At 72.4% G+C, this 14,411-nt stretch carries 12 protein-coding genes; 5 read left to right on the forward strand and 7 right to left on the reverse strand.

Features of this window, described 5'->3' with window-relative positions; translation table 11 throughout:
- Positions 1-4: 4 nt before the first annotated feature.
- A complete protein-coding gene (gene pdxH, locus IE200_RS00115; RefSeq protein ID WP_191277337.1) occupies positions 5-643 on the reverse strand; it encodes a pyridoxamine 5'-phosphate oxidase in 639 nt (212 codons plus the stop codon).
- Between the two features lie 53 nt (positions 644-696).
- On the opposite strand from pdxH, the gene IE200_RS00120 reads away from it, so the two are divergent.
- Complete coding sequence (locus IE200_RS00120) at positions 697-1,797, forward strand: citrate synthase 2 (protein WP_191277338.1); 1,101 nt, start codon at positions 697-699, stop codon at positions 1,795-1,797.
- Here IE200_RS00120 and IE200_RS00125 read toward each other — a convergent pair.
- The 3 genes from IE200_RS00125 to IE200_RS00135 form a co-directional block, all read right to left on the reverse strand.
- On the reverse strand, positions 1,770-2,408 hold the full coding sequence (locus tag IE200_RS00125) for a hypothetical protein (RefSeq protein WP_191277339.1): 639 nt from the start codon (positions 2,406-2,408) through the stop codon (positions 1,770-1,772). The two genes, IE200_RS00120 and IE200_RS00125, sit on opposite strands and share 28 nt — an antisense overlap.
- An 87-nt stretch (positions 2,409-2,495) precedes the next feature.
- Positions 2,496-2,861, reverse strand: a complete 366-nt coding sequence (locus tag IE200_RS00130; RefSeq protein WP_191277340.1) for a thiol-disulfide oxidoreductase DCC family protein — start codon at positions 2,859-2,861, stop codon at positions 2,496-2,498.
- Positions 2,862-2,870: 9 nt separating this feature from the next.
- Entirely contained in the window at positions 2,871-3,311 is a 441-nt protein-coding gene (locus IE200_RS00135; RefSeq protein ID WP_191277341.1) for a GNAT family N-acetyltransferase, read from the reverse strand.
- 153 nt (positions 3,312-3,464) lie between these two features.
- On the opposite strand from IE200_RS00135, the gene serC reads away from it, so the two are divergent.
- Positions 3,465-4,586, forward strand: coding sequence for a phosphoserine transaminase (gene serC, locus IE200_RS00140; protein ID WP_191277342.1), 1,122 nt, complete (start codon positions 3,465-3,467; stop codon positions 4,584-4,586).
- Between the two features lie 141 nt (positions 4,587-4,727).
- Here serC and IE200_RS00145 read toward each other — a convergent pair whose 3' ends face one another.
- Positions 4,728-5,723 (reverse strand): DNA topoisomerase IB, encoded by a 996-nt coding sequence (locus IE200_RS00145; RefSeq protein WP_191277343.1) that lies wholly within the window; start codon positions 5,721-5,723, stop codon positions 4,728-4,730.
- A gap of 58 nt (positions 5,724-5,781) precedes the next feature.
- A complete protein-coding gene (locus IE200_RS00150; protein WP_191277344.1) occupies positions 5,782-7,113 on the reverse strand; it encodes a protealysin inhibitor emfourin in 1,332 nt (443 codons plus the stop codon).
- 194 nt (positions 7,114-7,307) lie between these two features.
- Between IE200_RS00150 and typA the strand changes: the two genes are divergently transcribed.
- From typA to IE200_RS00165, 3 genes are read left to right on the forward strand one after another with little or no spacing between them, the layout of a single operon-like run.
- A complete protein-coding gene (typA, locus tag IE200_RS00155) occupies positions 7,308-9,197 on the forward strand; it encodes a translational GTPase TypA (protein ID WP_191277345.1) in 1,890 nt (629 codons plus the stop codon).
- A 30-nt stretch (positions 9,198-9,227) separates the two neighbouring features.
- The gene (locus tag IE200_RS00160) at positions 9,228-10,385 is read left to right on the forward strand and encodes a cysteine--tRNA ligase (RefSeq protein WP_229855922.1); all 1,158 of its coding nucleotides are present in this window, start codon (positions 9,228-9,230) and stop codon (positions 10,383-10,385) included.
- Positions 10,386-10,403: 18 nt separating this feature from the next.
- Positions 10,404-11,078, forward strand: coding sequence for a hypothetical protein (locus tag IE200_RS00165; protein WP_191277346.1), 675 nt, complete (start codon positions 10,404-10,406; stop codon positions 11,076-11,078).
- A 22-nt stretch (positions 11,079-11,100) separates the two neighbouring features.
- Here the strand turns inward: IE200_RS00165 and IE200_RS00170 are convergent, their stop codons facing one another.
- Positions 11,101-14,361 carry a reprolysin-like metallopeptidase gene (locus IE200_RS00170; RefSeq protein ID WP_191277347.1) on the reverse strand — a complete coding sequence of 1,087 codons (3,261 nt, stop codon included), beginning with the start codon at positions 14,359-14,361 and terminating at the stop codon, positions 11,101-11,103.
- Positions 14,362-14,411: the final 50 nt, after the last annotated feature.

The raw sequence follows: 14,411 nt of genomic DNA on the forward strand, positions 1-14,411 counted from the left end.
GCGCCTACGGCGCCAGCCGTACGACGGCCCAGCCCTCGCCGTCGCGGCGGTAGACCAGCCGGTCGTGCATCCGGCTGGGCCGACCCTGCCAGAACTCGACGGTCTCGGGCGCGACCCGGTAGCCGCCCCACGTGGGCGGCACCGGGACCGGGCCGTCGTCGCCGAACCGCTCGTGCGCCCGGGCGTACGCCGCGGCGAGGTCGGCCCGCGAGCGCACCGGCCGCGACTGCTCCGAGGCCCACGCCCCGAGCTGCGCCCCGCGCGGGCGGGAGTGGAAGTAGGCCTCGACCTCGGCGTCGTCGAGCGCGGTCGCGACGCCCTCGACGCGCACCTGGCGCTCGAGGACGTACCACGGGAAGAGCAGCGCGCAGCGCGGGTTGACGGCGAGCTCCTCGCCCTTGCGGGAGGCGTGGTTGGTGTAGAAGACGAACCCGTCGGGACCCACGCCCTTGAGCAGCACGGTCCGGCTCGAGGGCCGGCCGTCGGCCGACACCGTGGAGACCACCATCGCGTTGGGCTCGTGGACGCCGGCCTCGAGCGACTGCCGCAGCCAGCGCTCGAACATCTCGATCGGGTCGTCGGCCAGGTCGGGCAGGTCCAGCCCGCCGCGCCCGTACTCCTCGCGCAGTCCGGTGAGGTCCATGGGTGGACAGTAGCGGCGGGGTGCACAATGAGCCGACCGTACGGAGGAGTGGCATGACCGAGATCCAGCACGGCCTCGAAGGCGTCGTCGCGTTCGAGACCCAGATCGCCGAGCCCGACAAGGAGGGGTCGGCGCTGCGCTACCGCGGCGTCGACATCGAGGAGCTCGTCGGCCGGGTGCCCTTCGAGAACGTGTGGGGCCTGCTCGTCGACGGCGCCTACTCCCCCGGCCTCCCGCCCGCCGAGCCCTACAACATCTCCATCCACACCGGCGACGTCCGCGCCGACGTGCAGGCCGCGGTCGCGATGCTCGCGCCGATGCTCGGGATGGGCCAGACCTACGACATCACCGACGAGCAGGCGCGCCTGGACCTCTCGCGCGTCGCGGTGATGGTGCTGTCGTACGCCGCGCAGTCCGCGCGCGGCCTCGGCAGGCCGGTCGTCACCCAGGCCGAGGTCGACCAGGGCCGCACGCTCGCCGAGCGGTTCCTGATCCGCTGGCGCGGCGAGGCCGACCCCAGGCACGCCCACGCCATCGACGCCTACTGGTCGAGCGCGGCCGAGCACGGCATGAACGCCTCGACCTTCACCGCGCGCGTCATCACCTCCACCGGCGCCGACGTGGCCGCCGCCTTCTCGGGCGCGATCGGCGCGATGTCAGGACCGCTGCACGGCGGCGCCCCCTCGCGCGTGCTCGGGATGATCTCCGACGTCGAGCAGTCCGGCGACGCCGAGGGCTACGTGAAGGGCCTGCTCGACCGCGGAGAGCGGCTGATGGGCTTCGGCCACCGCGTCTACCGCGCCGAGGACCCACGCGCCCGCGTGCTGCGTCGCACGGCCAAGGAGCTCGACGCGCCCCGCTACGAGGTGGCCGAGGCCCTCGAGAAGGCCGCGCTGGCCGAGCTGCGTGAGCGCCGTCCCGACCGGGTCCTCGAGACCAACGTCGAGTTCTGGGCGGCGATCGTCCTCGACTTCGCCGAGGTGCCGGCGCACATGTTCACCTCGATGTTCACCTGTGCGCGCACCGGCGGCTGGTCGGCCCACATCCTCGAGCAGAAGACGACCGGCCGGCTGATCCGCCCGTCCGCGGTGTACGCCGGCCCGGGCACGCGGCCGGCGAGCGAGGTTCAGGGCTGGGACGACGCCTGGGCGTAGTACCAAGACGTGCGGCCCTTCGCGCCCTTGCGGGTGAGCGAGACGTGCACGTGGTCGCGGTGGCGCAGCGTCGGTGAGCACTTCCGCTTCGTACGGCAGCCCGAGCTCAGGTAGGGCTTGGGTGCGAACCCGTCGTACGAGGCGTACATCCGGTCGTTCCAGATGATGTACATGATGCCCATCCGGCGGGCGAGGGCGTGCGGCTCGCCGAGGTCGTCGGGTGCGAGGACCTCCTCGATCATGGCGTCGGCCAGCGCCCCCTCGACGGGGTCGGTCGCGTCGAGGACCCAGTCGAAGGCACGGGCCTCCTTGTGCTCGCTGCGGCTCGACCCGGCACAGGGGCGGGCGATCGCGCCGTAGCCCCCACCGCGCGCGACGAGCCAGTCGGCGAGCATGAGCACCCCGGGCTTCGGCGTCTGCCGGCACGTCGTCTGCGGCTGGTAGCCGGCGTACGGCTCCATCGGCATGAGGTACGGCGCGGAGGACGTGACGGTCCCGGTCCGGCTCGACGGCTCGTCGGCCGCCGCCGCGACGCCGAGCCCGCCGACGAGCAGCGCGAGGGCGAGCACGCAGCTGCCCGCGGCTCGTACGACGACACGCGACGCTCGCATCGAGACGTCCCACCTTCCCCTGTGACCACATCCGGCACAGGGACCGTAGGCCGCCTGAGAGACACTCGTCAGGGGATCGTCAGAACATCAGCGCTGTAGTTCGCAGGCGGCGGTCCCGCCCGGCATCCGGTGCCGGTTGGCCGCGACCCAGGCGTACGTCCGGCGCGCCAGCGGGTCCACCCCGGGGGCGGTCACCAGCCGGCCGACCAGGCGCCACGAAAGCGGCCCCGTGCGCAGGATCGAGGCGAAGGCACGGTGGCCGTAGTCGACGCGACCGTCCGGGTGGACGTAGGGCATCTCCACCACGGCGCGCGCCGGGTCGACACCGAGGGCGTCGAGGTCGGCGGCCTGCACGGTGGAGCTGTCGATGTCGACGCCCAGGCGCAGGACCAGGCGCGCGGTGCGCATGCAGAAGCCGCAGTCGGCGTCGTTGAGCATCAGTCCGCGGGGCACGCGACAAGGCTACGCGGACCCACCGATTCGCCGGCCGAAGCAGCGGCTCAGCTCGGACCCCTTGTAGTGGCCGAAGCCGGGGATCGGCTCGTAGCCGGCCGAGGCATAGAGGGCGATGGCCTCGGGCTGCTTCACGCCGGTCTCCAGCACCAGGGCCTCGATCCCCGCCTCGGCCGCCGTCGCCTCGAGGTGGGCGAGCAACACCCGGGCGATCCCGCGGCGCTGCGCGGCCGGGACGACGTACATCCGCTTGATCTCCGCGGTCACCTCCGCCCCCAGCGCCCGGACCGACGACCTGCGCCACGCACCGGTGGCGACCGGCACGCCGTCCAGGTAGCCGACGAAGAACTGCCCGAGCGGGTCCTCGAAGTCGCGCGGGTCGATCGGCGACTCGTCGCGGCCGCCGTACCGGGCGACGTACTCCTCCTGCACGGCCTCGACCAGGGCCATCGCGTCGGGGTGGGTGATCGCGACCCGCTCGACTGCAGGTCGGTGTTCATGGTTCGTCCCCCGTCTCGGACCTCGGCTCGGCAGGTGACAGACTAGGACCCGCTGACAGCGTCGTCAGGACCGCCGTTCCCCGTCACACGTGAGGTTCGATAGATGACCGACGCCCTGCAGATCCCCGCCGAGCTGCTGCCCGCCGACGGCCGCTTCGGAGCTGGTCCGTCCAAGATCCAGACCAGCCACCTCGACGCCCTCGCGGCGACCGGTGCGTCGCTGATGGGCACCTCGCACCGGCAGGCACCGGTGAAGAAGACGGTCGGCCGCGTCCGAGAGGGTCTCACCGCCCTCTTCGACGTGCCCGAGGGCTACGAGGTGGTGCTCGGCAACGGCGGCGCGACCGCGTTCTGGGACATCGCATGCTTCGGACTGATCCGCGAGAAGAGCCAGCACCTGTCCTTCGGCGAGTTCTCCTCCAAGTTCGCCACGTCGGCGAAGAAGGCGCCGTGGCTCGCTGACCCGTCGGTCATCACCAGCGAGCCCGGCTCGCGTCCCGAGCCGGTCGCCGAGGACGGTGTGGACGCCTATGCCTGGGCGCACAACGAGACCTCGACCGCGGTCATGGCCCCCGTACGCCGACCGGCCGGCGTCGATGACGACGCGCTCGTGCTGGTCGACGCCACCTCCGGTGCCGGCGGCCTGCCGGTCGACCTCGACCAGGTCGACGTCTACTACTTCGCCCCGCAGAAGTGCTTCGCCTCCGACGGCGGGCTGTGGCTCGCGCTGATGTCCCCGCGCGCGCTGGCCCGCGCGGAGGAGATCGCGGCGAGCGACCGCTACGTCCCGCCGTTCTTCGACCTGCCGACCGCGATCGACAACTCCGCGAAGAACCAGACCTACAACACCCCGTCGGTCGCCACCCTCTTCCTGATGGCCGAGCAGCTCGACTGGATGAACGGCCAGGGCGGGCTCAAGGCGATGGTCGAGCGCACGACCGCCTCCTCCGACGCGTTGTACGGCTGGGCCGAGCGCACCGCCTTCACCACGCCGTACGTCGCCGACCCCGCCGACCGCTCGCTCGTCATCGGCACGATCGACTTCGACGACTCGATCGACGCGGCGGCGATCGCCGCGACGCTGCGCGCCAACGGCATCGTCGACACCGAGCCCTACCGCAAGCTCGGCCGCAACCAGCTGCGGATCGCGATGTACCCCGCGATCGACCCCGCCGACGTCGAGAAGCTCACCGCGGCGATCGACTACGTCGTCGCCAACAGCTGACCGGGCACTTCCTGCCCGTCACGGACGCCGACCGGGCACTTCCTTCCGCACGAAGTGCCCGGTCAGCGCGTCCAAGCGCAACGAAGTGCCCGGTCAGCGCGTCCAGGCGCAACGAAGTGCCCGGTCAGCGCGTCCAGGCGCTCAGGCGGCGAGCAGCTTGAGGACGGCGCGCTCCAGGGCGGCCTGGCGCGCGTCGTCGGTGTCGTAGGAGCCGCGCACCGTGATCGTCCGACCGCGCTCGTAGGCCTCGACCACGCGCGGGTCGACGTACGACGTGCGCGCGAGGGTCGGGGTGTTGCCGAGGAAGTCCGAGACCTCCTTCATCGCGCTCGACACCGCCCGCTTGCGCGAGGCCTTGGTCCTGCCCGGCTCGTCGGACTCCGCGAGCGCGGACGCCGCGATGACCGTGGCGTGCCAGGTGCGGAAGTCCTTGGCGGTGGCCTCGATCCCGAAGCAGCCGCGGATGTAGTCGTTGACGTCGGACGACGACAGGTCGCGCCAGGTGCGCCCGTCCTTCCACGCCAGCAACCGGTCGCCACCGCCGCGCCGACGTCGCATCACGTCGAGCGCGCCCACGGCCGCCGGGTCGTCGATGTCGATGCAGTGCTCCACGCCCGACTTGCCGGTGAAGCAGAACCGCAGGCCGCCGCGGTGGCGCGAGACGTGCTCCTTGAGCATCGTGGTCAGCCCGAACGAGCCGTTGGTGTCGGTGTAGACGTCGTTGCCGATGCGGAAGTAGCCGAGGTCGAGCAGGCGTACGGCGACCGCGCAGGCGCGCTCCTTGGACATCCCCTCGGCGCCGATGTCGGCCAGCACCCGCTCGCGCGCCTTGGACAGCGCCTTGCCGAACCCGAGGATCCGGTCGAACTTCGCCGCGTCGCGGCTGCTGCGCCACTGCGGGTGGTAGAGGTACTGCCGGCGGCCGGCATCGTCGGTGCCGACGGCCTGCAGGTGCCCGTTGGCGTGGGGCGTGATCCACACGTCCTTCCAGGCCGGCGGGATCACGAGGTCCTTGCACCGCTGGACCTGCTCGGGGTCGAGCCGGTTGCCGTCCTGGTCGAGGTAGGTGAAGCCCTTGCCGGACCGGCGGCGGGTCCAGCCGGGCTGGTCGGGGAACGTACGCCTCAGTCGCGGCATGCGGCGAACCTACTGGGCGCCGCCAGCCCGGGCGGACACCCACAGGGAGGGGTCGCCCTCAGGCCTCTGTGCTGCGGCGCAGGACCTCCTGCACCAGCCGGGCCTGGCTGTCGGTGAGCAGGTGCTCGGGCACCTGCACCGGCTCGCGCCCCTCGACGGTGAAGGTGTAGACGAACATGTCCGGACGCACCCGGACCCCCGTGGGCACGGGCGGCGCGACCGCCTGGGCGACCAGCGGGCCGAGCCCGGCGTCGTCGAGGTCGACCTCCGCGACTTCCGAGAGCCCGGCGAAGCCACCGCTGCGCTCGACCCGCAGCCGACGGCGGGGAGCGGTGCCCGAGCCATGCTCCGACCGGGGTCCCGACCGGGGCTCCACCCCGACCTGGCCCCACGCCTCGCGCACCGCGTCGGCGTGCTCGCCGGCCGCGCCCACGGTCGCCGCGGCGAAGGTCGCGAAGCTCGCGCCGGGCGGGACGTCGCCGCCGACCAGCGCGTCGTACCAGATCCGGCCCGCGCCCTCGATCGCCCGGCCGCCGACCGCGAGCGCCGCGAGGTGGAAGGCCTTGTTGGGGATGCCGGAGTTGAGGTGCACGCCGCCGTTGTCGGCGGTGGTCTCGACGTAGTCGTCCATGTGCCCGACCTGCGGGTCGGCACCGACCTCGGGGTCGTCGTACGCCGTGCCGGGTGCGGCCATGTCGCGCAGGGCTCGCGCCCGCACGGTGGGCCGGAAGAGGCCCTCGCCGATCAGCCAGTCGCCCTCGGCGGCGTCCTGGCCGAGGAGGCGCTGCTTGAGGCAGGAGGCGAAGACGTCGGCGACCGACTCGTTGAGCGCACCCGGCTGGCCGCGGTAGATGAGGTCGGCGGTGTGCTCGATCACCGCGTGGGCGAACTCGTGGGCGAGCACGTCGACGGGCTTGGTGAACCGCTCGAAGACCCGGCCGTCGCCGTCGCCGAAGACCAGCTGGGTGCCGTCCCAGAAGGCGTTGTTGTACCCGGAGCCGTAGTGGACGGTCAGGCTGACCATCGCCCCGGCCCCGTCGTGCGAGTCACGCGCGAGGTCCTCGAGGAACATCCGCAGCGTCGCCTCGATGCCGACGGCCGCCTCGTCGACCGCCACGTCACCAGTGGCCGGGTCTCCGGGCCGGCGCACGGGCGCTCCCGGCAGCGAGGTGGACGACCCGGCGTCGTGCACCGTCCAGTCCGGCGCGGCGACCTCGCGCGCAGAGACCCCCTCGGCCGTCACGGCGCGCGCCTCGAGCCCGCGCAGCGACCGCAGGCGGCGCACCGCCTCGTCGCGGGCCACCGCCTCGGGGCCGTCGACCCGCTCGGCGAGCCAGGGCGGGATGAAGGTGCACCGAGGTGCGGCGGCGTGGGCGTCCCGAGATGTCATGGGACAGGTCTACCCCTCGGCTCCGACAGCCGGAAGGGGACACGACCGGCGCACCGTCGCGCGGGGCCCCGCCTCCGCGAAATCCCGATCTGCCGCGCGGCCCACTAGACTCGACCCGCTGCGGCCGTGACGGCCGCGCCCGGCCCACGGCCGCTCTCTCATCTCTGCCTCGTTTCCGTTCGGAAGGCTCCTGCATGTCCACCCAGTCCCGCTCCGACCTGCGCAACGTCGCGATCGTCGCCCACGTCGACCACGGCAAGACCACGCTGGTCGACGCGATGCTCCGCCAGGCCGGCGCCTTCACCGCGCACCAGGCCGAGAGCGTGGCCGACCGCGTCATGGACTCCGGCGACCTCGAGCGCGAGAAGGGCATCACGATCCTCGCGAAGAACACCGCCGTCCACTACACCGGCCCGTCGGCGCCCGACGGCATGACGATCAACATCATCGACACCCCCGGCCACGCCGACTTCGGTGGCGAGGTCGAGCGCGGCCTGTCGATGGTCGACGGCATCGTGCTGCTCGTCGACGCCTCCGAGGGCCCGCTCCCCCAGACCCGCTTCGTGCTGCGCAAGGCGCTCAACGCCGACATGCCGGTGATCCTCGTGGTCAACAAGACCGACCGTGGCGACGCCCGCATCAGCGAGGTCGTCGACGAGTCCTACGAGCTGTTCATGGACCTGCTCGACGAGTCGCACAGCCAGGACGCGCTCGACTTCCCGGTCGTGTACGCCTCGGGCAAGGCCGGCATCGCCTCGCTGGAGAAGCCCGAGGACGGCACCATGCCGGAGGGCTCCGACCTCGAGCCGCTCTTCAAGACGATCCTCGAGACCATCCCGGCCCCGCAGTACGACGACGAGGCGCCGCTGCAGGCCCACGTCACCAACCTCGACTCCTCGCCGTTCCTCGGCCGCCTCGCGCTGCTGCGCATCCACCAGGGCACCCTCAAGAAGGGCCAGACCGTGGCGTGGATGCGTCGCGACGGCGAGGTGAAGAACGTCCGCATCACCGAGCTGCTGGTCACCGAGGGCCTCGAGCGCAAGCCCGGCGAGTCCGCCGGCCCCGGCGACATCGTCGCCATCGCCGGCATCCCCGACATCACGATCGGCGAGACCCTCGCCGACGCCGAGAACCCCGTCGCGCTGCCGCTGATCCACGTCGACGAGCCGGCCATCTCGATGACCATCGGCACCAACACCTCGCCGCTCGTCGGCAAGGTCAAGGGCTCCAAGGTCACCGCCCGCCTGGTCAAGGACCGCCTCGACGCCGAGCTCATCGGCAACGTCTCGCTGCGCGTCCTGCCGACCGAGCGCCCCGACGCGTGGGAGGTCCAGGGCCGCGGCGAGCTGGCGCTGGCGATCCTCGTCGAGCAGATGCGCCGCGAGGGCTTCGAGCTCACCGTCGGCAAGCCGCAGGTGGTCACCCGCGAGGTCGACGGCAAGGTCCACGAGCCATTCGAGCGCCTCACCATCGACGCCCCGGAGGAGTACCTCGGCACGATCACCGAGCTCCTCGCGACCCGCAAGGGCCGCATGGAGGGCATGACCAACCACGGAACCGGCTGGGTCCGGATGGACTTCGTCGTCCCCTCGCGCGGCCTGATCGGCTTCCGCACCGAGTTCCTCACCGAGACCCGCGGCACCGGCATCGCCCACCACATCTCCGAGGGCTACCACCCCTGGGCCGGCGAGATCCGCTCGCGCAACAACGGCTCGCTGGTGGCCGACCGCAGCGGTGCGGCGACGGCGTACGCCATGACGTCGCTCCAGGAGCGCGGCGTGCTCTTCGTCGAGCCGACCACCGAGGTCTACGAGGGCATGATCGTCGGCGAGAACTCCCGCTCCGACGACATGGACGTCAACATCACCAAGGAGAAGCAGCAGACCAACATCCGGTCCGCCACCTCCGACAACTTCGAGAAGCTGATCCCGCCGAAGCGGCTCTCCCTCGAGCAGTGCCTGGAGTTCTGCCGCGAGGACGAGTGCGTCGAGGTCACCCCGGAGCAGGTGCGCATCCGCAAGGTCGTGCTCGACGCCAACGCGCGAGCCAAGACCGCGAGCCGCGCGCGCAAGGCGAGCAAGTAGGAGCGCCCGGCCCTGGGGCATGATCGGGGCATGGAACGGATGTCGCCCGGCGTGATGGGCCGCGAGGGTCGGTACGTGCTGCCGCAGGAGTCGGGGCCGCGCGCCGCCGACCTCGTGCTGGCCGGGAAACCGCTCCCCCTGACGGGGACGATGCGCATCTACACCTGCGGCATCACCCCGTACGACGTGACCCACCTCGGCCACGCCGCCACCTTCGTGTGGAGCGACCTGCTCGTCTCGCTCGCGCGCAGGCTCGACGTCAAGACGGTGAGCAGCCGCAACGTCACCGACGTCGACGACGTGCTGACCGCAGCGGCCGCGCGCGCCGCGCAGCACTACGACGAGCTGGCCGCGATGCAGGAGTTCCAGTTCGACCGCGACATGCGTGGCCTGGCCGTGGCCCGGCCGGACCTGACCCCGAAGGCGCACGCCCACGTCACCCAGGTCGTCCAGCTCACCGACGCCCTGCTGCGCACCGACGCGGCGTACGTCGTGGGCGGGGGCGTCTTCTTCCGCGCACCTGCCGACCTCGACCGGCACGGGCTCGACGAGGACAGTGCGGTCGCCGCCTTCGAGGAGTTCGGCGACCGGGTGGACGACGGACGGGAGGCCGTCTGGGACGTGCCCCTGTGGAAGCCCTCCGGCGACACCGACCCCGCATGGCCCAGTCCGTGGGGCTGGGGGCGGCCGGCGTGGCACGTCGAGTGCTCGGCGATGGCCGCGACCGTCTTCGGCGCCTCGGTCGACGTGCTCGCCGGCGGCGCCGACCTGGCGTTCCCGCACCACGCCTACCAGGCGGCGATCCTCGAGGCGGCCACCGGCACCCGGCCGTTCGCCCGCCGCCAGCTCCACGTCGGCACCGTGCTCGTCGACGGGGCCAAGATGGCCAAGTCCGCCGGCAACCTGGTCCACGTGAGCGAGCTGCTGGCCGAGCACGACGGCTCCGCGATCCGGCTGATGCTGCTCAACCGCCGGTGGTCGGACCCGTGGGACTACACGCCCGCGGAGCTCGCCGACGCCACCGACCTCCTCGCCCGGCTCCGCGCGGCGGCAGTGCCCCTCGGCGGCGACGGCGCCGGCGTGGTCGCTGCCCTGCTGGCCGACCTCGACGTGCCTGCTGCCATCGAGGTCGCGCTGCGCGACGGCGGCGAGGCCGCGCGCACGCTGCTGGCGGTCCTCAAGCTCTGACGTGGAAGGCTTCAGCCCGTGAGCGACTCGCCCGACCACCACTCCAGCCCGCCCGCACCGGCCGACCCCCAGCTCGCCGGGCAGCTGGCCGCGTGGCTCGAGCAGCTCGGCCTGGCCGGGCAGCTCGCGGCGGCCGGGCTGCCGACCTTCGAGCGCGACGCCGACGGGACGGCCCTCTGGCGCGAGGCGACGGGGGACCCGGTCGGCCAGGAGCGGCTCGAGCAGCTGGACCGGCTCCTGCGGTCGGAGGGCGAGGACCCGGCGTACGCCGTGCCCGTCGACCTCGTGCGGCTGCGGCGCGAGGCACGCGTGCGGGCCGAGCTCCTCGACGGTGGCTGGGTCGACTACGCCGGCGTCGCCGCGCTGCGCGGGGTGTCGCTCAACGCGGCTCGCTTCGCGGTGCACAAGGCGGCCGAGCGGCGCACCCTCCTGCTCGTCTCGCACGAGGGGACGGTCCTGGTGCCGTCCTTCCAGCTCGACGACGCGGGCGAGGTCCGCACCGAGCTGCTGACCGTCCTCGAGCCGCTGCTCGCCGCGGTCGACCCGTGGCGCGCCTGGATCTGGCTCACCCACCCCGCCGCGCTGCTCGGCGGCGCGGTGCCGCACGAGGCCGCCCGCGACCCCGAGGAGCTGCCCGTCGTGCAGCGCGCCGCGGTCGCGCTGGCCGAGCGTGCGCGCTCGACGCAGGGCTGACCGGGCGCGCCTGTCCGACCCGTCAGCGGAGCGGGTCGGTGACGACCGCGACGCCCTCGATGCGGACCGGCTTGTTCTTCGTCACCACGATGCGCAGCTTGCCCTTGCGCGCCTTGCCGAGGTCGAAGGTGCGCAGCGTGCTGGAGAACCGCTTGCCGGCGAAGTCCACGACGCCGAGCTTGCGCTTGCCGAGGAAGACCCGGGCCTTGCCGCCACGCTCGAACGTGCCGAGGACGAGCACGATCCGCTGGGTGAGCGGCACGCGGGTGACCAGCTCGGAGCCCCTCTTGCGGCTGGTGATGTAGTCGCCGAACGTCGCCCGCCTGTCCTTCTTGCGGTTCCACGTGCCCTTGCGCGCGAAGGTGCTCTCGTCGCGCGGGACCGTGAAGGTGGCGGTCGCCGGGGTCGGGTCCGCCACGCCTGCGGCGTCGACGGCGGCGACGCCGAAGACGTGCGTGCCGGCCCGGTAGCGGCTGGTCACGCCGAAGGGGTCGCACGGCAGCATGTCCCCGTCGACCGTGCACCGGAACCTCGCCGGCATGACGCTGGAGGCGTAGGTGAACTTCTGCCGGCGCTCCAGGACGATCGACCCGTCCGCGGGACCGGACGTGATCGTCGTGTCCGGGGCTTCCGGAGTCGTGGGCGGAGTCGTCGGCGGGGTCGTGGGCGGGGTCGTGGGCGGGGTGGGCGGCGGGGTCGTCTGGTCGGTCTCCTCCAGAGCGAAGGAGGCGTCGTTGACGTCGAAGAAGTAGTTGTCCACCGCCTCGATCCTCAGCCGTACGTCACTCGCGGTGACGTTGGGCATCACGAGGGTCTCCGAGCCGTCGTTGGGCGTCGACGCCGCGAGCACGGTGCCGAAGGTGGCGCCGCCGTCGGTCGACAGCGAGACCTTGACGTTGTCGGCCAGCGGACGCGTGCCGTTGACGGCCCAGGTCACCGGGACGGCGGACCCGCCTGGGACGGTGCCGGCCGCGGCCTGCGAGGTGACGAGGAACGGGCCGGCGGACGGATCGACCGTCAGGTCCACGTCGTCCCAGGCGACGCCGCCGCCGTTGGGAAAGCGGTCGCGCGCGGTGAGCCGGAAGTTCATCACCCGGTCGTTGCCGCCCTCGAAGCTGCCGAGGTAGTCGCCGGTGGGCAGGAACTCGGAGTAGCAGTCGAGCAGCGCGTCGGGCAGCTGCTGGTTGGTGGGTGTGGTCGCTGTCGGGCAGGCACCGGTGGCGGCGTTGGTGTTGCCTGCGAGGACCTGCGCCATGTCCGGGAAGACCCGCGTGATGGCGCCGTCGGCGATGTTGAGGCCGGGCGACGGGCTCGTCAGCGTGCCCTCGTCGGTGACGACGGCGTCGTTGCCGAAGACCCGGAAGAGCGGCCCGTACCTCTTGGTGTTGGCCGACAGGCGGGTGCCCTCGCCGACATTGGTCTGCTCCCAGAGGTAGACGAGCGCGTCACCGTCGGCGTCGGTGCCGGAGACCCCGGACAGGGCGAACGGCGTACGGGCCGGGATGGTCTTCGCGGCAGGCGCCACGACCACGGGTGCAGTGTTGTCCGCGACGTCGGGCTGTCCCTCCACCGGCACGCCGTCGTTCTGGGCCGGGCCGCCGCGCGAGGTCTCGCCCACGAAGCCGGCCACGCCGCCGGGCTCGACGGATAGCGCGGCGACGTCGTCGAGCACGTCGCCGGGGCCGGGGATGATCGAGGCGGTGTCGTTGAAGATCACCTGGAAGCCGCGCTCGTCGGGGGTGCCGACGGCCGGGGTGTAGCCGAACTCGTCGAAGCCCCATTGGGCGATCGAGACCGGGCGACCGGTGAGATCGGTGATCGCGGCGTCGAGGCCGGCGGTGGTGTAGGACGCGAACGGCACCGTCGTGGTGTCGCCGCCGAAGCCGAGCGCGAGGCTGTCGCCGGCCTCGAGGGGCTCGGTCAGCGAGACGGTCTGGACCTCGATGTTGTCGTAGGTGGCCGCGCGGTAGGCGTCGACCTCGTCGATGGTGAGGAACGAGAAGTAGGGGTCGGTGTGCGGCTGGAGGTCGTCCTGGCCGCAGATGCCGGCGTAGGCCATCACCGACGAGCCCGATCCGGGCTCGACGGACGCCTCGGAGATGTTGCCGCCGCAGGCGCCGAGCGCACCGTTGAAGGTGTGGTTGCCGGCGAACTGGTGGCCGATCTCGTGGGCGACGTAGTCGATGGCGAAGAAGTCGCCCTTGGGCTCGGGGAGGCCGGTGCAGCCACCGCCCTTGTAGTCGCCTCCGACGACGCCGAGATAGGCGATGCCGCCGCCGTTGACGCCCAGGGCGATGTGGCCGACGTCGTAGTTGGAGGCGCCGATGATCTGGCCGAGGACCGTTCGGTTCTTGCCGAGCGTCGGCACGTCGCAGAAGTCGAGCTCGCTCGGGGTGTCGTCGCCAGGGGTGCCGGGCGTGCCGTTGTCGTCGTACGGCTCGAAGCACGGGGCCACGCCGCAGGGGCCGTTGGCACCGGTGGCCTTCGCCTCGGTGTCGAGGTTGAGCTGCTCCGTGCCCTCGACGAGGCGCAGCTCGGTGGCGAGGTCGTCGTTGTAGATCTGGTTGACCCGGTTGATCAGGGTGACCTTCTCGGCGAGGACGTTCTCGGTGCCGAAGTAGGCCGCGTAGGACGGGTCGGAGGTCAGCGCGAGCCGGTAGTAGTGGCGCTGGACCGGCTCGCCGGGGGCCGTGGAGCGTCCCTCCGCCGACTCGGCAGCCTCGACCGTCTCGCGGATCGCCTCGATCTCACCCTCGGCGCGACGCTGCTCCGGAGCGGGCAGCGCGATCGCGTCGTAGCTGAGGTGGGCGGTCGTGCCGCGGCGGTTGTAGGCCGGGTCGACGTACCAGTCGCCGCGCCCACCGGGCGTGCGCACGAAGGCGTGGAAGCCCATCGGGGTGATGTCCATCGCGATGGTGGCGCGGGAGTCGGTGACGCCGACGCCCGACCAGGTGCGGATGTCGGCGTTGTCCGCGGCCAGGCCCGGCTCCATCCGCTCGGTGGGCGTGACCCGGAAGGACTGCAGCGAGCCGTCGGGCGCGGGGACACGGACCACGGCCTCGCCGCTGCGCGGCAGCTCCGCACGCAGGGCGGCGAGGTCGACGCGCGTGGCGGAGTAGGCGCGAGGCTGCACCCGGACCTGCGCGCCGGTGGGCTCGAAGCCGCGGAGCGGGGCGAACGTGCGGTCGTCGGGTGCGGCACCGACCGGAGCGATCGAGCTCAGGGCACCTGCTCCCACGACGAGGGCGAGACTGGCGGCAAGACGGCGTACCGGAGACGACAACGCGTGCTCCTTCTGGTGGCGGAGATCGCAGCGTAGGTGCGCGCGACGGG

It is taken from the genome of Nocardioides flavus (ex Wang et al. 2016) (assembly GCF_014653115.1).
In the GTDB taxonomy this organism is placed as follows: domain Bacteria; phylum Actinomycetota; class Actinomycetes; order Propionibacteriales; family Nocardioidaceae; genus Nocardioides; species Nocardioides flavus.

Bases quoted from the DNA above. Each gene is read 5' to 3' on its own strand.
- pdxH (WP_191277337.1), bottom strand. From the start codon at position 643: ATGGACCTCACCGGACTGCGCGAGGAGTACGGGCGCGGCGGGCTGGAC.
- IE200_RS00120 (WP_191277338.1), top strand. From the start codon at position 697: ATGACCGAGATCCAGCACGGCCTCGAAGGCGTCGTCGCGTTCGAGACC.
- IE200_RS00125 (WP_191277339.1), bottom strand. From the start codon at position 2,408: ATGCGAGCGTCGCGTGTCGTCGTACGAGCCGCGGGCAGCTGCGTGCTC.
- IE200_RS00135 (WP_191277341.1), bottom strand. From the start codon at position 3,311: ATGGCCCTGGTCGAGGCCGTGCAGGAGGAGTACGTCGCCCGGTACGGC.
- serC (WP_191277342.1), top strand. From the start codon at position 3,465: ATGACCGACGCCCTGCAGATCCCCGCCGAGCTGCTGCCCGCCGACGGC.
- IE200_RS00145 (WP_191277343.1), bottom strand. From the start codon at position 5,723: ATGCCGCGACTGAGGCGTACGTTCCCCGACCAGCCCGGCTGGACCCGC.
- IE200_RS00150 (WP_191277344.1), bottom strand. From the start codon at position 7,113: ATGACATCTCGGGACGCCCACGCCGCCGCACCTCGGTGCACCTTCATC.
- typA (WP_191277345.1), top strand. From the start codon at position 7,308: ATGTCCACCCAGTCCCGCTCCGACCTGCGCAACGTCGCGATCGTCGCC.
- IE200_RS00160 (WP_229855922.1), top strand. From the start codon at position 9,228: ATGGAACGGATGTCGCCCGGCGTGATGGGCCGCGAGGGTCGGTACGTG.